The 22,084-nt window shown below is 53.3% G+C and carries 21 protein-coding genes; 11 read left to right on the forward strand and 10 right to left on the reverse strand.

Going from position 1 to position 22,084, the window contains the following annotated elements; genetic code table 11:
- Positions 1 to 52: 52 nt before the first annotated feature.
- From ACLTX1_RS03095 to ACLTX1_RS03125, 7 genes are all read right to left on the reverse strand, one after another.
- Positions 53 to 634 (reverse strand): GNAT family N-acetyltransferase, encoded by a 582-nt coding sequence (locus tag ACLTX1_RS03095; protein WP_412330447.1) that lies wholly within the window; start codon positions 632 to 634, stop codon positions 53 to 55.
- On the reverse strand, positions 624 to 1,574 hold the full coding sequence (locus ACLTX1_RS03100) for a diacylglycerol/lipid kinase family protein (protein ID WP_412330448.1): 951 nt from the start codon (positions 1,572 to 1,574) through the stop codon (positions 624 to 626). Before ACLTX1_RS03100 ends, ACLTX1_RS03095 begins: the two co-directional genes overlap by 11 nt.
- A 24-nt stretch (positions 1,575 to 1,598) precedes the next feature.
- The gene (locus tag ACLTX1_RS03105) at positions 1,599 to 2,732 is read right to left on the reverse strand and encodes a THUMP domain-containing protein (protein ID WP_176820807.1); all 1,134 of its coding nucleotides are present in this window, start codon (positions 2,730 to 2,732) and stop codon (positions 1,599 to 1,601) included.
- A 128-nt stretch (positions 2,733 to 2,860) separates the two neighbouring features.
- Entirely contained in the window at positions 2,861 to 3,805 is a 945-nt protein-coding gene (locus tag ACLTX1_RS03110) for a GTP-binding protein (protein ID WP_308448683.1), read from the reverse strand.
- A 34-nt stretch (positions 3,806 to 3,839) separates the two neighbouring features.
- Positions 3,840 to 5,024 (reverse strand): GTP-binding protein, encoded by a 1,185-nt coding sequence (locus ACLTX1_RS03115; protein WP_412330449.1) that lies wholly within the window; start codon positions 5,022 to 5,024, stop codon positions 3,840 to 3,842.
- A gap of 290 nt (positions 5,025 to 5,314) precedes the next feature.
- Entirely contained in the window at positions 5,315 to 7,402 is a 2,088-nt protein-coding gene (locus tag ACLTX1_RS03120; RefSeq protein WP_412330450.1) for an AAA family ATPase, read from the reverse strand.
- A gap of 27 nt (positions 7,403 to 7,429) precedes the next feature.
- Positions 7,430 to 8,203: a copper homeostasis protein CutC gene (locus ACLTX1_RS03125; RefSeq protein WP_308448680.1), complete on the reverse strand. Its 774-nt coding sequence runs from the start codon at positions 8,201 to 8,203 to the stop codon at positions 7,430 to 7,432.
- Positions 8,204 to 8,378: 175 nt separating this feature from the next.
- Here ACLTX1_RS03125 and ACLTX1_RS03130 point away from each other — a divergent pair, with 175 nt between their 5' ends.
- Positions 8,379 to 9,392 (forward strand): asparaginase, encoded by a 1,014-nt coding sequence (locus ACLTX1_RS03130; RefSeq protein ID WP_412330451.1) that lies wholly within the window; start codon positions 8,379 to 8,381, stop codon positions 9,390 to 9,392.
- Between the two features lie 3 nt (positions 9,393 to 9,395).
- Here ACLTX1_RS03130 and aroD read toward each other — a convergent pair whose 3' ends face one another.
- Positions 9,396 to 10,130 carry a type I 3-dehydroquinate dehydratase gene (gene aroD / locus ACLTX1_RS03135; RefSeq protein ID WP_308448678.1) on the reverse strand — a complete coding sequence of 245 codons (735 nt, stop codon included), beginning with the start codon at positions 10,128 to 10,130 and terminating at the stop codon, positions 9,396 to 9,398.
- 166 nt (positions 10,131 to 10,296) lie between these two features.
- On the opposite strand from aroD, the gene ACLTX1_RS03140 reads away from it, so the two are divergent.
- The 8 genes from ACLTX1_RS03140 (at position 10,297) to ACLTX1_RS03175 (ending at position 18,117) form a co-directional block, all read left to right on the forward strand.
- Positions 10,297 to 11,064 carry a hypothetical protein gene (locus ACLTX1_RS03140; protein WP_412330452.1) on the forward strand — a complete coding sequence of 256 codons (768 nt, stop codon included), beginning with the start codon at positions 10,297 to 10,299 and terminating at the stop codon, positions 11,062 to 11,064.
- Positions 11,065 to 11,092: 28 nt separating this feature from the next.
- Positions 11,093 to 12,808: a dihydroxy-acid dehydratase gene (gene ilvD / locus ACLTX1_RS03145; RefSeq protein WP_412330515.1), complete on the forward strand. Its 1,716-nt coding sequence runs from the start codon at positions 11,093 to 11,095 to the stop codon at positions 12,806 to 12,808.
- A gap of 218 nt (positions 12,809 to 13,026) precedes the next feature.
- Positions 13,027 to 13,854, forward strand: a complete 828-nt coding sequence (locus tag ACLTX1_RS03150; protein ID WP_412330453.1) for a transporter substrate-binding domain-containing protein — start codon at positions 13,027 to 13,029, stop codon at positions 13,852 to 13,854.
- Between the two features lie 189 nt (positions 13,855 to 14,043).
- On the forward strand, positions 14,044 to 14,877 hold the full coding sequence (locus ACLTX1_RS03155) for a transporter substrate-binding domain-containing protein (RefSeq protein ID WP_316519502.1): 834 nt from the start codon (positions 14,044 to 14,046) through the stop codon (positions 14,875 to 14,877).
- Between the two features lie 82 nt (positions 14,878 to 14,959).
- Entirely contained in the window at positions 14,960 to 15,619 is a 660-nt protein-coding gene (locus ACLTX1_RS03160) for an amino acid ABC transporter permease (protein WP_176820818.1), read from the forward strand.
- Positions 15,620 to 15,633: 14 nt separating this feature from the next.
- Positions 15,634 to 16,392: an amino acid ABC transporter ATP-binding protein gene (locus ACLTX1_RS03165; RefSeq protein WP_308448673.1), complete on the forward strand. Its 759-nt coding sequence runs from the start codon at positions 15,634 to 15,636 to the stop codon at positions 16,390 to 16,392.
- Between the two features lie 9 nt (positions 16,393 to 16,401).
- Entirely contained in the window at positions 16,402 to 16,587 is a 186-nt protein-coding gene (locus ACLTX1_RS03170; RefSeq protein WP_308448672.1) for a DUF6472 family protein, read from the forward strand.
- A 330-nt stretch (positions 16,588 to 16,917) separates the two neighbouring features.
- On the forward strand, positions 16,918 to 18,117 hold the full coding sequence (locus ACLTX1_RS03175; RefSeq protein WP_308448698.1) for a DNA recombination protein RmuC: 1,200 nt from the start codon (positions 16,918 to 16,920) through the stop codon (positions 18,115 to 18,117).
- A gap of 60 nt (positions 18,118 to 18,177) precedes the next feature.
- Here ACLTX1_RS03175 and ACLTX1_RS03180 read toward each other — a convergent pair whose 3' ends face one another.
- A complete protein-coding gene (locus ACLTX1_RS03180; RefSeq protein WP_308448671.1) occupies positions 18,178 to 18,615 on the reverse strand; it encodes an Rrf2 family transcriptional regulator in 438 nt (145 codons plus the stop codon).
- Positions 18,616 to 18,872: 257 nt separating this feature from the next.
- Positions 18,873 to 19,802 carry a cysteine synthase A gene (gene cysK, locus ACLTX1_RS03185; protein WP_395506766.1) on the reverse strand — a complete coding sequence of 310 codons (930 nt, stop codon included), beginning with the start codon at positions 19,800 to 19,802 and terminating at the stop codon, positions 18,873 to 18,875.
- Between the two features lie 587 nt (positions 19,803 to 20,389).
- Between cysK and ACLTX1_RS03190 the strand changes: the two genes are divergently transcribed.
- Complete coding sequence (locus ACLTX1_RS03190) at positions 20,390 to 21,682, forward strand: O-acetylhomoserine aminocarboxypropyltransferase/cysteine synthase family protein (protein ID WP_412264110.1); 1,293 nt, start codon at positions 20,390 to 20,392, stop codon at positions 21,680 to 21,682.
- Between the two features lie 189 nt (positions 21,683 to 21,871).
- Positions 21,872 to 22,027 carry a six-cysteine ranthipeptide SCIFF gene (gene scfA, locus ACLTX1_RS03195; protein ID WP_176820824.1) on the forward strand — a complete coding sequence of 52 codons (156 nt, stop codon included), beginning with the start codon at positions 21,872 to 21,874 and terminating at the stop codon, positions 22,025 to 22,027.
- Positions 22,028 to 22,084 lie beyond the last annotated feature (57 nt).

Raw genomic sequence — 22,084 nt, forward strand, 5'->3', positions numbered from 1 at the left:
TATTTCCACAATTTTCTGACGGAATATGGGCATGCACATTGATTTGTAAGCTTTACCGCATGCGTCGCACGGACGAAATGAGCCCCGTATCGTACTCCGAACGCAGGATGGAGTAACACACATTGTCAAAAATTTCGCCGTCAAACCGCTTAAAGCCGCACGGCACAACGCCCTCAAAGATGAATCCCGCGCGCTCAATGACCTTTCTTGACGGCTCGTTGCCCACAAAGTGGCTGATGGCGACAACCTCGACGTTCATCACTTCAAACGCGTTCTGCACCATGGCGCGCAGCGCTTCCGTCATGTAGCCGTTATGGCGGTAGCGGCGCGAAAGCTCGTAGCCAATCGAAATACTGTCCGTATTATAGCGGCAGTAATCGCGCTGATACTTGATCTTGCCCATCACTTCGCCCGTTTCACGCAGGGTGATGGCAAAGGCATACGGGTCGTCTGCGGCGCGCCTCAATTCACTCTCCGCCTCCGCCGGTGTAGAAACCGGCTTTGAGCCCGCCCGCAGCATGGTATCCGCATCGGCGGCAAACAGCAGAAAGCCGCTCATGTCCTGCATGGAAAAGCGTCTAAGGCGCAGGCGCGGCGTTAAGATTTCCGCTTTTCCGAGTGTATCACCGCGCATTTTTCGGCTCCTTCGGCAATGCCGCGCCGCGCGGCAAAATGAAATTCAGTGCGTGCGGCAGAATGTTGTATTCCTCGCTTTTCACCTTGATGCACAAGCCGTCCATATTGCTGACGACTTCATTTTCGCTTTGAATTTCGATCTTCACGCCGCGGCGGTAAACGAGCAGGTCGGAAAACGCCGGGTTGCTTAAATGCTCACCGCGCTTATACTTCGGCACAAGGCCCGGAATGCGGAAATAGGCGGGCTTTCGGATCAGCACAAAATCGAGCAGACCGTCGTCTATCACCGCGTTCGGCGCGCCGCAGTACCCGCCGCCATACCAGCGACCGTTGCCCGCAAGCGTGAACAGAAATTCGCCCGTAACGGTCTCTTTTGTGCCGTCCGCATAGTAAAACATTACGGTCATTTTGTCCGCAAGGTGCCCCAAAAAGCACTTTGCAAGCGAAATGGTGTACGCAAGCTCGCCCGAAACGAACGGCAGGTGCTTATAATAATTCATCTCCGCCGCCACCTTGGCGTCAAAACCCACAGAGCAGATGTTCACGGCATCGCCGTGCTGCGTGCGGATCATATCGATGGACACAGTCTTGCCCGCCAGCTGATTTTCCGGATTCAAAAACACTTCGCGCTTGCCGAATGAGCGCACGAAGTCATTGCCGCTGCCGCACGGGTATACGCCCACGGCGACGTTTTTGTGAAACTCCGCACCGCGCACAACCTCCAGCACCGTGCCGTCGCCACCGACAGCCCAAATGCGCACCGCATCGTCCTTTTCGGCGGCCGCTCTTGCCAGCTCCTCGCCATGGCCCGCACGCTGTGTGAGATAAATTTCCGGTTCTTCCCCGTGCGTGGCATGCACGGCGCGGATGCGCTCCATAAACTGCACGGTATGGTCGTGCTTGCCGGCTTTTGGGTTGATGATATAAACATTCCGCATATGTACCCTCCCCTAAAGCATCTTTTATGCCTTAAAATACATGTAATACTGGCAGCGGATCATGCCGTTGTAGAGCTTGCGGCGGCGGTCGGCTTTTTTACCGAAGCATGTCTCAAACCGCTCGTCCGGACTGATGGCAGCATAGCTCCAGCCGCGCTTCGGCGTAAAGACGCGCCCCATCGTTTTGTAGATGTCCTCCGCCGTTTTCACGTCTAAAAGCCGCTCGCCGTACGGCGGGTTGCAGATGACGCAGCCAAACGGGCCGTCGTTGCTGAAATCCTTGATGTCGCGCACTTCTGCGGAGATATACTGCGCAACGCCCGCTTTCTTCGCGTTTTCAAGCGTCAGGCGCACGGCTTCGGGGTCAATGTCATAGCCGAACGCCAAAAAGCCCTCATCGCGACGTTCAAGTGCCTTTGCGGCAATGCGCTCGTTGTCCCAGATATTTCCGGGGACAGCTTTCCACTTTTCCGCCGCAAAGTGGCGGCGCAGGCCGGGCGCAATGTGCATGGCGAGCATGGCGCCCTCGATTAAAATCGTACCCGAACCGCAGAAAGGGTCGATGAGCGTGCCGTCCGTGCGCACACGGGAAAGCTTTGCCATGACCGCCGCAAGCGTCTCTTTGATGGGCGCTTCGTTGGAATTTTTTCGGTAACCGCGCTTGTGCAGCCCCGCGCCGCTCGTATCCAGCATAATGCTGACCTTGTCTTTCATAATTAAAAACTGAATCTGGTAGTTCGCGCCCGTCTCCGGGAAATGCTCCAGCTTATACGCCTCCTTGAGGCTTTCCACCACAGCTTTTTTGATAATGGCCTGACAGTCCGGCACGCTCATGAGCTGACTCGATAAGCACCGCCCCTTGACCGGAAACGCGTCGTCGCGGCCGATCCACTCCGTCCACGGCAGGGCCTTCACGCCGCGAAACAGGCTTTCAAAGCTTTTCGCTTCAAATGTACCGAGCAGAACGAGCACGCGCTCCGCAAAGCGGGAGCGGATATTCGCGCGGGCGATCATCTCCGGGGAGCCTGCGCACAGCACACGTCCGTTTTCCGGCGCGACATTTTCCGCGCCCATATCGCGGAGCTCCTCCGCTACAAGACCCTCAACACCCAAAAGGCAGGGCAAAACAAGCTGATATGTATGCAAAGTTATCACCATTTTCATTTCATATATTTAAGTAATTTTTAGTATACCATAAATCGCGCACTTTCGACACCGTATACAGAAAAATAAATAAAAAAATTACCCGCCGACTTTTGAAAAGCCAACGGGCAATGAATTTAAGCTTAATAGAACGTTGCAACGGGCTGCGCGGGCGCTTCGGCAGGCTCGATGTTCTGAAGCGTCAGAACCGGACCCTTGCGGCCGTAGAGCTTGTGCCACTTATACGCAACGGAAAGGCGCATGGTGTACCACTTCCCGTTTTCCGGCATTTTGTCCGCGTCGCACAGCGTAAGCAGACCCGCAAACTGGATATCCTCCACGCAGCAGGTCATCAGCTGGCGGCCGAAGAAGAACATGCCCGGCTTCATGCGCGGGTTCACGGCTGCAAGGCCCTTATACTCGACGACCTTGCCGTCGTACTTCTTCGGATCTTCGGAAAGGTCACGGTACCACAGCGCGTAATCGCCGTCTTCAATCTTTACGACCGGCGCATTGATGTCAAACGGCAGCGGATCTTCGATCTCATCGTATTCGACGTCGCCGTTCGTGTACTCGTAGGCGATGTCCGGGCGGCGGCTGATGCCGCGCACAATCTTGTGGAACGCCATTTTGTCCATGTCCTTCGTGAAGCGGTTGAACACGACCAACTCGCAGCCGGAGAGCTTATCCACAACAAGGCCGCGCATGTTGGCGTTGTAAGTGAGGAATGTCGTCGCATCCGCGAACATGAATTCCTGATAGACCGCCCAGTTTTCCGGCATGTTGTCGTACAGCGTTTTCAGCTGCCACATGCCGTTGTACTCGATGAGCACACGGGAAGCGCGATGCTTTTTCGCGAGGATGTCAAGCGTTTCGCTCGTCAGCTCGTCTTCGTCCTCAATGTTTTCCACATAGATGTTCTTCATGTAGGGGCGGGACTCGTCGTACTCCGCCTCGCCTTCCTCGCAGACGAGCAGCAAGGTACGCTGCCCGTTATTGAAACGCTTATCCGCAAGCGTTTCGTCTATAAAAGAGGTCTTGCCTGATTCGAGAAAGCCCGTAAACAGGTAAACCGGCATATCATCCATCAATATTCCGCCTTTCTGTAAGGTTCAGCCCGCATTACGCGAACAACGCTTCGATCGCGGCCTCGTTGATGTGAGAACCGATGACGCACAGGCGGCCGATGACACCGGCGCTGCCGTTGCGCACAGAGGTCTCCTCCGGCACATAGTCGAAGTGGATCCACTCGCCGTCCCGGCCTGCGACGATGCCCTTTGCACGCAGGATCATGCCGTACTTTTCGCTGTTGTCGAGCTCCTCGAGGATGTGCTCGATCTCGTCCTTCGTGAACTTGCGGGTCGTCTCGGTGCCCCAGCTTGTGAACACCTCGTCGGCATGATGATGGTGGTGATGCTCGTGATCGTGGTCATGGCAGCCGCAGGTGCAGTGCTCGTCATGCTCATCATGGTCATGGTGGTGATGTTCGTGCTCGTCATCATCGTCATGGTGGTCGTGGCAGCCGCAGGTGCAGTGCTCGTCATGCTCATCATGGTCATGGTGGTGATGGTGGTGCTCGTCTTCATCGTCGTCATGGTGGTCGTGGCAGCCGCAGGTGCAGTGCTCGTCATGCTCATCGTGGTCATGATCGTGGTGATGGTGGTGCTCGTGCTCGGTCTCCTCGGCAAGGAGCTTCAGCTCTTCTTCAAGGGTATTCTTGTGCTCCATCGTCTCGAGAATCTGTGCGCCGGTGAGCTGATCCCACGGGGTGGTAATGATGGTGGCGTTCTGGTTGTGCTCGCGCAACAGAGCGACGCAGGCTTCAAGCTTTTCGGGCTTGATACCGTCCGTGCGGCTCAGAATGATGGAGTTTGCGTGCTCGATCTGGTCGTTATAGAACTCGCCGAAGTTTTTCATGTACATTTTGCACTTGTTTGCATCGGCAACGGTGGTGAAGCTATTCAGCGTAACGTCTTCCATGTGCAGGTTCTGCACGGCACGGATCACATCGCTCAGCTTGCCTACGCCGGACGGCTCGATCAAAATGCGGTCCGGGTGGTAGGTCTCCAGCACCTGACGCAGCGCCTTGCCGAAGTCGCCCACAAGGCTGCAGCAGATGCAGCCCTGGCTCATCTCGGTGATTTCAATGCCGGCGTCCTGCAAAAAGCCGCCGTCAATGGCAATCTCGCCGAACTCGTTTTCGATGAGGACGAGCTTTTCGCCCTTAAAAGCTTCGGAGATCAGCTTGCGGATCAGCGTGGTTTTGCCTGCGCCGAGGAAGCCGGAAAAAATATCGATTTTCGTCATATTCTCATGCCCTTTCGCAATAATTTACGGTTTGGATAAACGCTCTTGGAGGGACCGCGCAATTCGCTTTCTGCGGAAAGTGACCAAAGGCGCTGCCCTTGGGATCCGCCGCCTTTGAAAAGGCGGGCGAAACTTTATTCGCTCGGTTGTCTTTCGCTTATCACAGAATGGAAGTTTACTGAAACTTTCGGTCTCTCCAATCTTGTATTGTAAATCTTTCTTTTAAAAGTTGCAAGAGAAATCGATAAATGTTTACACTTTCATCATTTTCATGCGGTTTCACACCGTTTCTATCCTTCGCTTAGGTCAAAATCCTCGCTTAAAAGCGCCGCAAGCTCCGCTTCCGTCAGCCTTGTCACGTCTCCGCCCGTCAATCTGCGAGACTGGTTTAAGATCGCGTCCTCAACCAAATTGCGCACCAAGCGTCCGTTGCCCGCCGTTCTGGCGTCCGTTGCCTGCCGCTTTTCGTAATATTGAAGCAGCGGCGTTTCGCATGTTTCATCGATCGTATAGCCCTTTTTCTTTGCGGTCAGCTTTGTAATGGCCAGCAGCTCCTCCGCCGTATAATTCGGAAACTCGATGATATTCGGGAATCTCGAGCGCAGGCCGGAGTTCGCCGTGAGAAACTCCTCCATTTCTTTTGTATAGCCCGCCAAAATAACGATAAGGTCTTCTCTGTGGTCCTCCATCCCCTTGACGATGGTATCGATGGCTTCCAGTCCGAAACTGTCGTCTGCGCCGCGGTACAGCGAATATGCCTCATCGATGAACAGCACGCCGCCGAGCGCAGAGCGAATGACCTGCTGCGTGAGCGGTGCGGTGTGACCGACGTATTTGCCTACAAGGTCGGCGCGCGTGACTTCAATCAGCTGCCCGCCGCTCAGTACGCCCATGGCTTTTAAATAGCGTGAAACGAGCCTTGCAATGGTCGTTTTGCCCGTGCCGGGATTGCCGGTAAAGATCATGTGCATGGTGGGCACATCGGCCTTCATGCCGCGCGCTTCGCGCAGCCGCTGAATGATATAGTTCTGCTCAAGCGACAGCACGTAGTCCTTCACTTCACTAAGTCCGATGATCTCGTTAAGCTCCGATTTCACTTCCTCGGCGGCTTTCGGGTCTGCCGCATGCTTTTTCTCTTCTTCCACCGTGACGGCAAAATCCGGGAATGTGAACGCGAGCACACCGTCTTTTACGCCGAGTGTGCCGGAAACGGTCTTTTCACCGTCCTTTTCCGCGCGGCGCAGCTTTTCTTCGCTCAAAAGGCGGAAGCAACGTTCCGTCAGCCGCGCCATGCTCTCCACGCCGTCGCGGCGACTGAATTTATCCGCCAAAAACGCCGAGGCATCCTCACCGAACGTGAACGCGTAGTTTAGCTTAGCCTTTGTGCTGTCGTTTAATGCACCGAGCGCCGCTTCGCCGATCCTGAGCAGGCTCTCGCGCGTGAATTCCGCCGTGCGGCAGAAATCCGTGACGGAGGACAAAAATGCCGCGCCGAACGCATCGGTGAACGCGCTGTCCTTTTGGCTCGTCAAAAAGACGAGGTACTTCCCGTTTACGGAAATTTCGCTGACGGCATCGGGCACAAGCGCCGTGCCGACATCGATGAGCATGCCTTTCTGCAAAGCATAACGCGAAGCTAATTTTAAAACGCCCGTCTCGCACAGCGCCGCCACCATGGGCAGCAAAGATTTGTGGCACTGCTCAAAATTTTCAAACAGCACAATATCGTTTTCGCTGTGCAGCGCGGAAAAAAGATCCTGTGTGAGTAATTTACCGTCTTCGGCGTTCGGGTAGCGGGAAAGGTCGATGTTCGTGACCTCGCCGTTTTTCAAAACGCCCTCTTTGCAGAGCGCCGCAGCCGAAGCCGCAAGCGCACTGTGCCTGCCTGTGCCCTCTTTGCCGGAGATCACGACGACCGCTGCGGGCTTGCCGTTTTCGCGCCCCGTCACGCTCGGGCGGCGAAATGCGGTGAACAGGCTGTCCAAAAATGCGTCCTGCCCAATGACCGTTCTGCCCGTCGCTTCCCTCGCCTCGCGGAACGACTGCGCGGGGTCCTGCGGCGGCTCCTCCGCGCCCTTTGCCTTCGGCTTTTTTTCTGCGGTCTCCGCTTTCGGCGCTTCCATTTCGGGCGTGCCGGTCAGGCCCTCGGCGTCCAGCAGACGGCGCATTTCGTCCATGCTGCGCTGCGCGTCGCTCGTCAGCTTATCGAGGTCGCTGATCTGCCGATTCAGGCTGCTCTGCATGTTGGCATTCGTTTTTTCGATGCTGTTCAAAAAATCCTCGGCGTCTTTTGCGGCGCGGCTTTTCGTGCCGCTGCCCACATTCAGCTTGCCGCCGGAAAACAGTGCGTCCAAAATGCTGTCAATATCGTTTTTCACCTAAAATCCCCTTTCTCCGGGTAAAGCTCACCGCGCTTCGATTGCTGCAACGACGTTTTGCACCAAAGCGCTGTCCGTCACTTTATATTCGTTCTCCGGGATACCCACGCCGTTCAATTTACCGCCGAAAAAGATCTCCGGGTTGCCACAGACGCTTGTGTCGTGCCGCAGGGAGCGCGCCGAGGCGTGTACACTGTGCGTGCCGGTCTCGTTGATAAATTCCCCGACATTCTGCGTGTTGATGCCGCCGCCGGGCAGAATATCGATGCGGTCACTTGCGTATTCGATCATCTTTTTCACAGTCTTTGCGCCCTTTATCGCGCTTTCACGCTGGCCGCTCGTCAAAACGCGCGTTACACCGAGGGCAATAAGATCATCGAGCGCTTTAGATACGTCCGGCACCACGTCAATGGCGCGGTGGAACACAATCTCGGCGTTCGGGTTGATTTTCTTGATTTTCCCGATAAAATCGGCGCAACGGTCGGTGTCAACCGTGCCGTCCGGCTTCAAAAAGCCGAAGACGATGCCGTCCGCGCCTGCATTTAACAGTGCTTCCATATCGCGGCAGCAAGTCATGTAATCGAAATCCGTGTAGCAAAAGCCGCCCTCGCGCGGGCGCACCATGCACATCACGGGAATTTTCAGTGTATTTTTCACGGCCTGCACCGTGCCGATGCTCGGCGTAAGGCCGCCCAAAAACAGCGCGGAGTTGAGTTCAATGCGGTCTGCGCCGCCTTTTTCGGCCTGTACGGCGTCTTCAAAGCAACCGCAGCAAACCTCAAACAATACTTTTTCTTTCATATTTATACCAACTTTCGTTTATTTGTCCTATCTGCGGCGCTTTAAAACACACCGCTTTTTGCACTTTCGACTATTCTCACACAAATGCCTTTACAATCCTCTAAAAAAGATTATAATAGCTTTGAACGTAAAAAGAAAGATAAATCGTTAAATTCTAAAGACAGGGGACGAGATTATGTCAGATACCGTTCGTTTAACAGAAGAATTCCGCGGCGGGCTTTTGGACCTGACGCATTACGGCTACATCAGCATTGTAGATGAAAAGGGTAAGGTCATCTACTCCGCAGGCGACCCGGAGGCCATGGTTTTCTACCGCTCCGCTTCGAAGCCCGTACAGGCGCTGCCCGTTATCGCGCATCGCCTCGACGAAAAATACGGTTTTACCGATGAAGAAACCGTGCTGTTCGCAGGCTCGCATCTCGGCGAAAGCTTCCACGTCAACGCCTTGAAATCCATCATGAAAAAGGCCGACTTAAACCCGGAAGACCTCATCATGAAGCCGACCGTGCCGGGCTCTACGGAAGCAAACGAAGAGCGCATCCGTCAGGGTCTGCCGAAGTCGAAGCTCTACCACAACTGCAGCGGCAAGCACGCGGCGCTCATGCTCACCCAGCGTGAAATGGGCGGCGACGTGAAGGATTACTGGAAGGTCGGCTCCGTCGGACAGAACGAAGTGCTGCGCACCATGAGCGTGCTCTCCGAGTACCCGGAAGAAAAGGTCGTCATCGGCATCGACGGCTGCGGCGTGCCGGTGTTCGCTTACCCGATGAAGAACATCGCGACGGCATATAAGAACCTCGCGTGCATCGATACCATTCAGGACGACGTTCTGCAGGACGCTGCCCGCCGCTTTGTCCCGCGTATCCATGAATATCCGCACATGATGCGCGGCACGGGCTACCTGTGCTCCCTCATCAACCATGATGCGAACATCATCGCAAAGGGCGGCGCGAACGGCGTGTACGGCATCGGCCTTAAAAAGGAGCGCATCGGCATCTCCTTCAAGATTAAGGACGGCACCGAGGCGGTCTGGCCGCTCATCATCCGCGAGATCTTCCGCCAGATCGGCTACTATAACGCCGATACCGATAAGATGCTCGTCTCGCTTAACAACGGCGTTACCGTTAACGACAACGACACGCCCGTCGGCGAAGTGAAGACCGTATTCACGCTTGAAAAGCACTTCTAAACCTTAATTTTCATTCAGCATTTTAGATAAAGTCTCTGCATCGATTTGTCCCGGTGCGGAGGCTTTTCCTTTTGACGCAAACGTCATCACAGAGCCGAACGCCCCGCCGCGCACGCGCGTCACCTTGCCGAGCTCGCCCATGGAAATGCCGATGAGCGGCCCGCAGAACGCAGTGGATTCATTCATCGCCGCCAGCATCACCATCACATCGCGCTCATTCTGCGGCATCACGGCGATTTTCGGCAGGTCGGCATTTAACGCCATCATGCGCTTATAGCGGTCGGCGATTTCCTCGCGTGCAGGCGTTTTGGAAAAATCGTGGTTCGAGATGATAAGCTTTGTACCCATATCGTGCATGGCCTGAACGGTCTCCTTTGCAATGTCGTCGTACTGCTCGCAAAGGAAAAGCTCTAAATCGACAAGCGGCGCACCCAAGGCGCTCAGCTGCGCGTTCATCGCAAAATAGTCCATGGGATCTATCGCTTTTTCGCCGCCCTCCGCTTTTGTGCGGAATGTGCATAGCACGGGCAACGGCGCGGCTGCTTTAAGAATTTCCGGCGCTGCCGCAAACATGTCCTCATCAAAATAATCGATGCGCCATTCGATAAGATCCGCCGGGGTGGTCTTGATCTCTTTTACGGCGTCTAAAACCGCTTCCGTTGTCTTCTCGCACACCGGCACACAAATTTTCATTCTGCCGCTGCCGAATACCAAATCATTTACAACTACCTGCCGCATAGCTTTCGCTCCCTTTTTGTCAACTTGTACACAGTATAGACAATTTAAGCACAAAAGTCAAAACAAAAAGTATTTATATCTTGTAACAGACTTCTAAATCTGCTATGATGATTTTGTAACCGCGTGATCCCTTTTTCCTACCTATAAAGTGAAAGGAGTTGGCCTTATGACCCGTTTACAAAATTCTTTATTCGCTTTTCTTTTGTGCATCATTCTGCTTTTCACCGCGTGCCAAAGCGCACCGGCATCCTCGGGCGGTGCAGATAAACCGCAAAGCATCGCATCGGAACCGAGCGCTGCCGAGATTGCAACGCTCACCGCACGCCTCGTCGATATTTCGGGCAACCAGCTTTTACTCGCCGGGGAAGACGACGGCGTATACCGCTGCGCAAGGCCGGAGGACGCGCCGGATGACCTCATCCCCGGCATGACGGTAGACGTCACCTACGGCGGCTATATCAAAGCCATTTACCCAAGCGAACCCGATGACGTGCAAAAGATCACCGTGCGCGAAGGCGAAACGGATGGGCGGTGCGCGCTGTATTTGTCCGTGCTGCAGGAATTATTCAACACGGACGAAGCGCTGCAAAGCGACACCGAATATGTCTCCGTTGACCTGACCGAGACACCGTTGACGAAAGGCGAGATACAGGCGATCGCATGGCGGTTCGGCGAGCTTACCGAGCGCCGCCCGCTCACGTTCACGTTTAAGGAGCTGCAAGACGAGGGCTACTTAAAAACGGACGAGCTTTTGTGGGAAGACGGTTGCTTATTCAAGATCACGGAGAAAAACGACGAAAACGGCACACTGACGTTTGACGCCGAAAAATGGCGTGCCGGGGACGGTGCCTCTTACTTTTTAGACTGCACCGCAAAACAGAAGAAAGACGGCACCTATGCCGATTTTGAGATCGGCGCATTTGCTGCCGCATAAAGTTATCATCAAAGAGGGAATCAACATGTTGAAAAGTCAGGAAGTTCGCAAGCTTGCGCCGGAAATGGACCCGCTGCGCATGGGCATGGGCTGGAAAGAGGAGGACCTCACAAAGCCGCAGATTTTAATTGAAAGCACCTACGGGCAGAGCCACCCCGGCTCCGTGCACCTTTTAAATTTGGCGCAGAAAGCAAGCCGGGGCGCATACGAATCGGGCGGCAAGGGTGCGCTTTACTTTGCGACCGACATTTGCGACGGCATGGCACAGGGGCACGATGGCATCAATTATTCCCTGCCCTCGCGCGACATCATCGCCGACCTTGTGGAAATTCACGCCAACGCGACAACGTTTGACGGCGGCGTTTTCCTCGCAAGCTGCGATAAATCTGTGCCTGCGCTGCTCATGGCTATCGGCCGCATCAACATTCCGGCCGTGTTCGTGACGGGCGGTGTGATGGACGCGGGTCCCGACCTTTTAACGCTGGAGCAGATCGGCAAATACAGCGCCATGTTTGAGCGCGGCGAGATCACCGAGGAGCAGTTCACGTATTACAAGCACCACGCGTGCCCCTCCTGCGGTGCATGCTCGTTCATGGGTACCGCGTCCACCATGCAGATTATGGCGGAATCGCTCGGCCTCATGCTGCCCGGCACGGCGCTGATGCCCGCCACTTGCGAAGATCTTTCCGTTGCAGCGGAGGAAGCCGGCAAAACCGCCGTGGCACTCGCGAAAAAGGGCGTGAAAGCGTCCGATATCGTCACGCTGAAATCGTTCGAAAATGCCATCATGGTACACGCGGCCATCTCCGGCTCCACAAACACGCTGATGCACCTGCCCGCCATCGCGCATGAGTTCGGCATTCCGCTCGACGCGGATACGTTCGACCGCATGCACCGCGGCGCGCATTATCTTTTGAATATCCGTCCCGCAGGCGAGTGGCCCGCGCAGTACTTCTATTATGCAGGCGGCGTACCGCGCATCATGGAGGAAATCAAAGACCACCTGCATCTCGATGTAATGACCGTCACGGGTAAAACGCTCGGCGAAAATCTGGAAGATTTAAAGAAAAACGGCTTCTACGAGAAGTGTGATACCTATTTAAAGAAAACCGGTCTCAAGCGCACGGATATCATCCGCTCGTTCGATGATCCCATCGGCACGAACGGCGCCATTGCCATTCTGCGCGGCAACATCGCCCCGGACGGCGCGGTCGTAAAACACAGCGCCGTGCCGAAGGAAATGCACAAGGCGCTTCTGAAGGCGCGCCCGTTCAACTGCGAGGAAGATGCCATCCACGCCATTTTAACGCACCAAATTCAGCCGGGCGATGCCGTCATCATCCGCTATGAAGGCCCGCGCGGCAGCGGTATGCCGGAAATGTTCTACACCACCGAAGCCATTTCGAGCGACCCGGAGCTTTCTGCCAGCATTGCGCTGCTGACGGACGGTCGCTTCTCCGGCGCAAGCAAGGGTCCCGCCATCGGCCATATTTCGCCGGAAGCCGCACAGGGCGGCCCCATCGCTTTAATCGAAGAAAACGACCTTATCGAGATCGACATTCCGCAGCGTATTCTGCGCGTCGTCGGTATCAACGGCGAAAAATGCAGCGAGGAAGAAGTGCAGCGCGTGTTTAACGAGCGCCGCAAAGCGCTGCCACCGTTTAAAAGCCGCTACACGCATGGCGTTTTAAAGCGCTTCACGCAAACGGCACACTCCCCCATGCAAGGCGGTTACATGGACTAAACCGAATCCTAAAAGCCTGCGTTATGCAACTCTCATTTTGAGTCCCTGCACAACGCAGGCTTTTCTTTTTCAAAATTCACCATGTATATACGTATAAATATACATTAATTTGTGCATTATTCCGCTTGATTTTTGAATGAAATCGGCGTAAAATACATTCATCTTCAAAATTATACAAACCAAAGCTTAAAGGTATATTGCGGAAGGGTGAATGTAAAATGAAAATTAAAAAGGTTTGCGCTTCATTTTTAGTTGGCGCTATGATGCTCTCACTTGCGGCATGTTCGGGCAGTACGAAGAAGATTGAAAGCCCGGCGGACTTTGAGGGCGCGAAAATTTCCGTGCAGACGGCGACCTCCGCGCACGAAAGCATTCAGGATATGCAGGACGAGGGCATGAACATCAACGTGCTGCCGTACGAAAAGGTGACGCAGTGCTTTGACGACCTCGCACTCGGCCGCGTGGATGCCGTGTACGTGGACAGCGTCGTTGCGGGTTACTACCTCGCGGAGGACGATACGAAATACCAGAAAACATGGACGAGCGAAACCGGCGAGCCAATCGGCGTATGTCTTAAAAAGGGTAACGACGATTTGAAAGAGCTCATCGAAGGTGCGATTGATACCTTATATTATGACGGCACCATGGCGCAGCTTTCCGAAAAGCACTTCGGCTCCGCCGCCGATGTGGACGGTGTGCGCAATGTGACGGAAAAGCCGGTGCTTGACCTTTCTAAGCTTAAAACGCTCAAGGACGGCACCTTAACCGTCGGCGTGGAAGTCGGCTACCCGCCGATGGAGTACACCGATGACGCAGGGCTTGAATATCAGGGCTTCGACATCGACTTTGCAAAAGCGCTCGGCGAGGTGCTGGGCGTAGACATCGAGTTTGTCAACACTGCGTGGGACGGCATTTTTGCGGGCCTTGATAAAGAGCAGTACGACGTCATTATCTCGTCCGTGTCCATTACGCCGGAACGTCAGGCCGCGTATGACCTTACGGAACCGTATGTCTCGAATCAGCTTGTCATTGTCACGTTGAAGTAAAAACGCCGATTTTACCCACAAATCTTGAAAAATACCTATGTATATATGTATAAATATACATTAATTTGGCAGTTTCGCTATTGACCCAAACGGGTTTTGGGGGTAGAATACAAGTATTCTAATCGATTGGTACAGTGAAACGACTGTATCTCTATTATCGGGGAAAATTGAGAAAGAAGGACAAAACACATGAAAATGAAGAAAATCCTTGCTGCCGTGCTCGCCGGCGTAATGGCACTCTCCGCCACCGCATGCAGCAGCTCCAGTACAAAGAAGATTGAAAGCCCGGACGATTTCGCCGGCGCCAAAGTCAGCGTGCAGACCGGCACCACCGCCCACGACGCTCTGCAGAAAATGCAGGAAGAGGGCGTTGACGTCGAGATTCTCCCGTATGAAAAGATTACGCAGTGCTTTGATGACGTTTCGCTCGGCCGTGCAGATGCCGTGTACGTAGACAGCGTTGTCGCGGCGTATTACCTCGCAGACGACGACTCTAAATTCCAGAGCGTTTGGAAAAGCGACGAAGGCGAACCGATGGGCGTCTGCATCAAGAAAGGCAACACAGACCTTTTGGAGCAGACCGAAAACGCCATCAACACGCTTTATTATAACGGCAAAATCTCCGAGCTCGCCATGAAGCATTTCGGCACCGATGTCACCGAGGGCGTGCGCAACGTCACCGAGGAACCGACCGTTGACCCGAGCAAGGTCAAGACCGTTAAGGACGGCGTTTTGACTATTGGCTTTGAGGCCGGTTATCCGCCGCTTGAGTACACCGACGACAGCGGCCTTGTGTATCAGGGCTTTGATGTTGATATGGCAGAAGAGATTGGTAAGCTGTTCGGCCTTGAGGTCGAGTTTGTCAACACCTCCTTCGACGGCGTTTTCGCAGGCCTCGATAAGGGCCAGTACGATATGATCATCGCCGGCGTTTCCATCACCCCGGAGCGTCAGGAAGCGTATGAAATGACCGAGCCGTACCTCTCCAACCAGCTCGTCATCGTCACAAAGAAGGACGCATAAGCGCAATAACGTAAAATGAAAATTCGGCAGGAGGCCCCGTTTTGAGGTCTCTTGCCCCATTTATATCGGAAAGGATATCACCATGAACGCCATTCAACAAATCATCGGCTGGATGCCGGCGCTGCTCCAGGCCACCGGCGTAACGCTTGCGCTTTCCGTCACCTCCGTGCTGACGGCACTCGTGCTCGCCGTGTTTCTTGCCCTCGGCAAGATCTCCAAAAACACCGTACTCCGCTCCGTGTGCGGTGCGTACATCTTCTTCTTCCGCGGCACGCCGCTTCTGATGCAGCTGTTTTTCCTCTATTACACGCTGCCGCAGCTCGTTCCGGCGTTCAATATTCAGAGCCGCTTTTTGGCCGCTTGGATCGCGTTCTCGCTGAACGTCGCGGCCTACCTCGCGGAGATCATCCGCGCAGCTATTCAGTCCATCGATAAAGGCCAGCTTGAAGCCTCCACGGCGCTCGGTCTCACCCACTCGCAGGCGATGCGCCTTGTCATCATCCCGCAGGCCTACCGCCGCATGATTCCGCCGATCTGCAACGAGTTCGTCATGGTGCTGAAGGATACCTCTCTTGTGTCCATCATCGCGCTGACCGATTTGACCTACCAGACGAAGATTATCGCTTCCAACAAGGCGAGCGCTCTCGTTTATATCCCGGCTATGATCATCTACCTCATCATCACCGGCGTGTTCACCGTTATTTTCAATCGCCTTGAAAAGCGCCTGTCCATCTACGAATAAGGAGGAATACGGCTATGTCTATCATTAAAACGGAAAATATCTGTAAGTCCTTCGGCTCCGTAGATGTGCTGAAAAACGTCAGCCTCACCGTAGAGCCGGGCGAAGTGGTCGTCATCATCGGACCGTCCGGCGCCGGCAAGTCGACGTATCTGCGCTCTTTAAACCACCTTGAAAAGCCTACGAGCGGCAAGATCTGGATCGACGACAAGCTCATCGAAGACCGCGTGAACGGCCACAATCAGGTAAAGCTGCCGCATAAAGAGCGCGCCGCTATTTTGCTTGAGATGGGTATGGTGTTTCAGCGCTTCAACCTCTTCCCGCACAAAACGGCACTGCAAAACGTCATGCTCGCCCCGATGAACGTGAAGGGCGTGCCGGAAAAGGAAGCCAAAGAAAAGGCCGTGAAGCTTTTAAATCAGGTCGGCCTCGGCGATAAGCTCGATTCCTACCCCGCAAAGCTTTCCGGCGGCCAGCAGCAGCGTGTGGCCATCGCCCGTGCGCTCGCCATGGAACCGAAAATGATGCTGTTCGATGAGCCCACCAGCGCCCTTGACCCGGAGCTTGTCGGCGACGTTCTGAACGTCATGAAGGAGCTTGCGGAAGAAGGCATGACGATGCTTGTTGTCACGCACGAAATGGGCTTTGCCCGCGAAGTGGCAGACCGCGTGGTGTTCATGTATGATGGCGCGATTTTGGAGGAAGGCTCCCCGAAGGAGATCTTCACAAATCCGAAGCACGACCGCACGCGCCAGTTCCTGCAAAGCGTTCTGTAAGGCGATAGCATGTTTGAAAATACCTCAAAATGCGAAGACTGCCTGTATTACGAGTACGACGATGAGTACGGCTTCTATGTCTGCGATATGGACTTAGACGAGGATGAGACCGCCCAGTTCATCGGCGGCCGCTTTCAAAACTGCCCGTACTACCGCCCCGGCGACGAATACACCATCGTCCGCAAGCAAATATAATAACATTGTATGACAAAAGCTCTCCCGAATTCGTTTCGGGAGAGCTTTTCTACATATAACTATAGATCGGTTGTTTACTTTTCAAATCACTTGTGATAACATGAGAAAAAACAAAGGAGAATGAAAATGGAGCTATATATTTTGATTGGACTCATTACAATTGTTCTTATTTTGCAGATTGTCTTTCTTCTCAAGAAGCCAAAAAGTGAAAATACTGCAACAAATACGAATTACGAAAGCAATTTTCAGCATATTGAAACCTATATTGCCGATGAGTTTTCACGTAGTCGAAAAGAAACATCCGAAAGCTTAAACAGCCGTTTGAGCGAAATGAACGCCCTGATACGCGAAATTCAGCAAATCAACACGCAGCAAAGCGAAAAGCTCAGCACAACCTTGACGAAGAATATCGATTCACTACTCGAGAGCAATGAAAAGAAGCTCGACCAAATGCGTCAAGCCAATATGGAGCAGAATGAAAAAATAAGCAGCGCCTTAACACAAAACCTAAAAGCTTTGCAGGAAAGCACTGAGAAAAAACTTGAGCAAATGCGCGAGGTCAGCGCACGGCAAAATGAACATATCAATGAAACGCTTACAAAAAGCTTAACTGCTCTACAAGAAAACAACGAAAAGAAGCTTGAACAGATGCGCATGACCGTCGATGAAAAGTTGACAGATACGCTTTCCAAACGTCTGGACAGCAGCTTTAAAGTCGTCGGCGAGCAGCTTAAAAGTGTTTACGAGTCACTCGGCGAAATGCGTAAGATCACCGGCGATGTGACAGCGCTCCAGCGCGTGCTGACAAATGTAAAAGCGCGCGGAACATGGGCAGAGGTGCAACTCGGCAATATACTGGAGCAAACACTCACCAAAGACCAGTACGACTGCAACGTATCTACGAAAAATGATACAAAGCGCGTCGAGTTCGCCGTTAAGATCCCCTCCCGTGAAAAAGACGGCGAGACCGTATGGCTCCCCATCGACTCCAAGTTCCCGCAGGAAGACTACATACGCATTTGCGAGGCTGCCGAAAAAGCCGATAAAGAGGCTCTGGAAGCCGCGCAAAAGGCTCTGGAGCAGAACATTAAAAATCAGGCAAAAACGATTGCCGAGCTGTACATCAATGTCCCAAAAACGACGGATTTTGCCATTATGTTCCTTGCTACCGAGGGGCTTTACTCAGAGGTGCTGCGCCGCCCCGGCTTGTGCGAGGAAATCCAAAACAAGTATCGCATCATGATCTGCGGTCCGACCACAATCACCGCGTTTCTCAACACGTTGAATGTCGGTTTCCGCACTATCGCACTAAACAAAAAGACAACAGAAATTCAAAAGACGCTCAGTGCCGTAAGCTCACAATATGATTTGTTTGAATCTCTCCTTGCTAAAGCAAAGAAGAAAATCGATGAAGCCGGTTCAAGTATCGAGGCTGCGCAAAAGAGAAATACGACAATTCAAAGGAAACTGCATAACGTAGACAAAATGGACGCAGATGAAGCCGAAGCACTGTTAAATTCCGGCGAGTGATTTCAAATCAAATAGAAAGATACCGCATTCAGCCTACAAACCGAATGCGGTATCTTTTTATCAAATGCTGTAATCGTTGACGAAAGTCGCCTGCTGCTGATCCAATATATCCTGCAGGGTGATGCTGTCGAGATATTCGTTGATGGCGCGGCTGAGCCCCTGCCACACAGGCAGCGTGATGCAGTCTGCACTGCGGTCGCACAGAACGGGGTCGTGATCGAGACACGCGACGGGCGCGAGACTGCCCTCCGTGATGCGCAGAATCATGCCCACAGTGTATTTATCCGGCGATTGCGCCAGACGATATCCACCCTGAAAACCGCGGCTTGCAAGAAGAATATCGGATTTATTGAGCATCGGCACGATCTGCTCCAGATATTTTTTGGAGACATTCTGACGGCGGGCAATGTCCTTCAGCGCGACGTAGCCGTCATTCTGGTGCTGTGCGAGATCCAGCAGCATGCGCAGCGCATAGCGCCCTTTGGTGGAAATTTTCATGCGGTATCCATCCTTTATGTAAAATAGCGTTTCCGGAATAAAACAAGCGGGCTCACTGTCCGCCGCAAACTTTATACCATAATAACATGTTTTTAGTAGGTTTTCAAGAGTTTTATTTTTGCCGGTAATTTACTGTAAAAACGCCCTCTATAAACTCCTTTAAACTCGCGAAAAAGGGCAAAGCCCGAAAACCTTGCCCCTTTCCCTCATTCATTTTTCTATCCCAAAAATATGTGTTTGGATTCTTGTATGCTGTATCAGTCTGCAAACATCGGCGTGGAGAGGTACCGTTCGCCGGTATCGGGCAGAAGCGCCACGATGACCTTGCCTGCGTTTTCCGGGCGCTTTGCAAGCTGTGCTGCCGCAAAGACTGCCGCGCCGGAGGAAATGCCCACCAAAACGCCCTCGCTGCGTGCCAGCGCGCGGCCGGTCGCAAACGCGTCCTCATTCTGCACGGGGAGAATCTCATCGTAAATGTCGGTGTTCAGCGTATCCGGCACAAAGCCCGCGCCGATGCCCTGAATTTTATGTGGGCCCGCCTTGCCGCCGGAGAGGACAGGGGAGGTAGCCGGTTCCACCGCGACAACCTTAACATTGGGGTTCTGCGACTTGAGGTACGCGCCTACACCGGAGAGCGTGCCGCCCGTGCCGACGCCTGTAACGAAAATATCGACCTTGCCGTCCGTGTCTGCCCAGATTTCCGGGCCGGTCGTCTTCAGGTGCACCGCCGGGTTTGCCGGGTTCGTGAACTGGCTCGGAATGTAGCTGTTTGGGGTCTGCTCGGCGAGCTCCTTCGCCTTTGCGATAGCGCCCGGCATACCCTTTGCGCCTTCGGTGAGGACAAGCTCCGCACCGTAAGCCTTCAAAAGGTTGCGGCGCTCCACACTCATCGTCTCCGGCATGGTAAGGATTACCTTATAACCGCGGGAAGCCGCAACGGAAGCAAGGCCGATGCCCGTGTTGCCGCTTGTCGGTTCAATGATAACTGCGCCGGGCTTCAAGAGGCCCTTTTCCTCGGCGTCGTCCAACATCGCTTTCGCGATACGGTCCTTTACGCTGCCTGCCGGGTTGAAATACTCAAGCTTCGCGTAGATTTTCGCGTTCAATTCATTTGCTTTTTCGTAGTTGGTGAGTTCAAGAAGCGGAGTGCCGCCGATGAGGTCTGTGATTTTGCGATATACACGCATGGTAAAGTCTCCTTAAAATACTTTATATAAATGAGTTTGCATTCTTGTATCGTTTCAGGCTGCGGCGCAACATCGCCGACTGTACGGAAACGGGTTCATATCGCGTCTCTCCTTTGCCTTGTTTTGCTAAGCTTATTAAACCTACTTATTTTATAGGTTATTTAACTTGCTTATATCCTATCACCACAGGGTAAATTTGTCAACATCTTTTTTCACTTTTCCTTTTACCTTTAAAACTCGTTGAAACGATCCGCCGATTTGCAATGCAAAATGCAGTTTCCCCCATATAATAGTAGGGTTTCCGAAAATTTTCTTCAATTTTTGCATTTTAGGGGTTGACAAATTGCAATCCAGCGTGTATCATACAAAACATACCAAGTCAATATGTTTTGAGTGTTATGAAATCTTCAAACATAAAAATTGAAGTAAATCTCAAAGGAGGCGCACCCCGATGATGCGATCCCTTTTCCGGCAAATGCTTCGCCACAATTTCAGAAACGGACGAATGTGAAGCTCAGCTTTTCGTCAACTTCTCAAAATCCGTTAAAACAAGAATTAAATTCTGAAATTATGAAAGAGGTATTACCATGAGCTATACATATGATAACAACTACCATTTTGAAACCATCCAGCTGCACGCAGGTCAGGAGAACCCGGACCCCGCTACCGATGCCCGCGCAGTGCCGATCTATCAGACGACTTCCTTCGTCTTCAAGAACTCTGCACACGCAGCAGCCCGCTTCGCGCTCGCAGATGTAGGCAACATCTACGGCCGTCTGACGAACTCCACCGTGGACGCATTTGAGCAGCGCATTGCAGCCCTTGAGGGCGGCGTGGCGGCGCTTGGCGTCGCTTCCGGTGCAGCAGCCATCAACTATACGTTTCTCAACCTCGCAAGCGCAGGTGACAACATCGTTTCCGCGAAGACCATCTACGGCGGCACCTACAATCTGCTTGAGCACACGCTCCCGCAGTACGGCATCACCGCAACGTTCGTAGACCCGGACGAAGAAGGCGCTTTTGAAAACGCGATTAACGATAAGACAAAAGCTGTCTTCATCGAGACCATCGGCAACCCGAACGCAACGCTGATTGACATTGAAAAGGTCGCAGCCATTGCACATGCACATAAGATTCCGCTTGTTGTAGACTCTACATTCGCAACGCCTTACCTCCTCCGTCCGTTCGAGTACGGCGCAGACATTGTTGTCCATTCCGCTACAAAGTTCATCGGCGGTCACGGCACGGCGATCGGCGGCGTTATCGTAGACAGCGGTAAGTTTGACTGGGAGGGCAGCGGCAAGTTCCCGTCCCTCGTAGAGCCGAACCCCAGCTACCACGGCATCAGCTTCACAAAGGACGTCGGCGCGGCAGCCTTTGTCACGAAGATCCGTGCAATCCTCCTGCGTGATACCGGCGCAACGCTCGCTCCGCTGCACGCATTCCTGTTCCTGCAGGGTCTTGAAACGCTCTCTCTGCGCGTTGAACGCCATGTTGAGAACGCGCTGAAGGTTGTCGATTTCCTCTCCAAACACCCGAAGGTCGAAAGTGTCAACCATCCGTCTCTGCCGGACAGCCCGTACCACGAGCTTTATAAGAAGTATTTCCCGAACGGCGGCGCTTCCATCTTCACGTTCAACATCAAGGGCGGCGCTAAGGAAGCACAGGCGTTCATCGATAGACTCAAAATTTTCTCTTTGCTCGCAAACGTCGCAGACGTGAAGTCCCTCGTTATCCACCCGGCTTCCACCACGCACTCGCAGCTCAACGAAGAAGAGCTCGCAGAGCAGGGCATCCAGCCGAACACCATTCGCCTCTCCATCGGCACCGAGCACATCGATGACATCATCGCCGATCTTTCCCAGGCTTTCGGTGACTGATTCAAAACACTCCTTAAAACTGACTTCTCCGATATCCTATTTTCCGTGTCCCCACGTCAGAAATGGCGTGGGGACATGCTTTTTCCCGAAATCCGGCGGCTTTGCATCTTGACATCCCGCCCTATCTGTGTTAGAATTTTAAGGCTAATAAAGTTAGCTTATAAAGTAACAATTCGGAGGCGAAATGATATGAAACACATTCAGACGCTTGAGACCCGCAACCTGTGCGAAAGCGCAAAGAACGGCGGCTGCGGCGAGTGCCAGACTTCCTGCCAGTCCGCTTGCAAGACGAGCTGCGGCATTGCAAACCAGCAGTGCGAGAACACGGAGAAGAACGCGAAGTAATTCAAAGGTTCAGAAAACGCCGCCTTTTTTGGCGGCTTTTTTCATGTATAGATGCGA

Origin of the sequence: Hominenteromicrobium sp., from assembly GCF_046974225.1 — a bacterium.
Taxonomy (GTDB): Bacteria; Bacillota; Clostridia; order Oscillospirales; family Acutalibacteraceae; genus Hominenteromicrobium; species Hominenteromicrobium mulieris.

What these genes read in the sequence shown, in the direction of transcription:
- ACLTX1_RS03180 (WP_308448671.1), bottom strand. Translation starts at nt 18,615, where the DNA reads ATGAAAATTTCCACCAAAGGGCGCTATGCGCTGCGCATGCTGCTGGAT.
- ACLTX1_RS03100 (WP_412330448.1), bottom strand. Translation starts at nt 1,574, where the DNA reads ATGCGGAATGTTTATATCATCAACCCAAAAGCCGGCAAGCACGACCAT.
- ACLTX1_RS03150 (WP_412330453.1), top strand. Translation starts at nt 13,027, where the DNA reads ATGAAAATTAAAAAGGTTTGCGCTTCATTTTTAGTTGGCGCTATGATG.
- ACLTX1_RS03190 (WP_412264110.1), top strand. Translation starts at nt 20,390, where the DNA reads ATGAGCTATACATATGATAACAACTACCATTTTGAAACCATCCAGCTG.
- ACLTX1_RS03165 (WP_308448673.1), top strand. Translation starts at nt 15,634, where the DNA reads ATGTCTATCATTAAAACGGAAAATATCTGTAAGTCCTTCGGCTCCGTA.
- cysK (WP_395506766.1), bottom strand. Translation starts at nt 19,802, where the DNA reads ATGCGTGTATATCGCAAAATCACAGACCTCATCGGCGGCACTCCGCTT.
- ACLTX1_RS03155 (WP_316519502.1), top strand. Translation starts at nt 14,044, where the DNA reads ATGAAAATGAAGAAAATCCTTGCTGCCGTGCTCGCCGGCGTAATGGCA.
- ACLTX1_RS03140 (WP_412330452.1), top strand. Translation starts at nt 10,297, where the DNA reads ATGACCCGTTTACAAAATTCTTTATTCGCTTTTCTTTTGTGCATCATT.
- ACLTX1_RS03115 (WP_412330449.1), bottom strand. Translation starts at nt 5,024, where the DNA reads ATGACGAAAATCGATATTTTTTCCGGCTTCCTCGGCGCAGGCAAAACC.
- ACLTX1_RS03130 (WP_412330451.1), top strand. Translation starts at nt 8,379, where the DNA reads ATGTCAGATACCGTTCGTTTAACAGAAGAATTCCGCGGCGGGCTTTTG.
- ACLTX1_RS03125 (WP_308448680.1), bottom strand. Translation starts at nt 8,203, where the DNA reads ATGAAAGAAAAAGTATTGTTTGAGGTTTGCTGCGGTTGCTTTGAAGAC.
- ACLTX1_RS03110 (WP_308448683.1), bottom strand. Translation starts at nt 3,805, where the DNA reads ATGGATGATATGCCGGTTTACCTGTTTACGGGCTTTCTCGAATCAGGC.
- ACLTX1_RS03095 (WP_412330447.1), bottom strand. Translation starts at nt 634, where the DNA reads ATGCGCGGTGATACACTCGGAAAAGCGGAAATCTTAACGCCGCGCCTG.
- ACLTX1_RS03170 (WP_308448672.1), top strand. Translation starts at nt 16,402, where the DNA reads ATGTTTGAAAATACCTCAAAATGCGAAGACTGCCTGTATTACGAGTAC.
- ACLTX1_RS03175 (WP_308448698.1), top strand. Translation starts at nt 16,918, where the DNA reads ATGAACGCCCTGATACGCGAAATTCAGCAAATCAACACGCAGCAAAGC.
- ACLTX1_RS03105 (WP_176820807.1), bottom strand. Translation starts at nt 2,732, where the DNA reads ATGGTGATAACTTTGCATACATATCAGCTTGTTTTGCCCTGCCTTTTG.
- aroD (WP_308448678.1), bottom strand. Translation starts at nt 10,130, where the DNA reads ATGCGGCAGGTAGTTGTAAATGATTTGGTATTCGGCAGCGGCAGAATG.
- ACLTX1_RS03160 (WP_176820818.1), top strand. Translation starts at nt 14,960, where the DNA reads ATGAACGCCATTCAACAAATCATCGGCTGGATGCCGGCGCTGCTCCAG.
- scfA (WP_176820824.1), top strand. Translation starts at nt 21,872, where the DNA reads ATGAAACACATTCAGACGCTTGAGACCCGCAACCTGTGCGAAAGCGCA.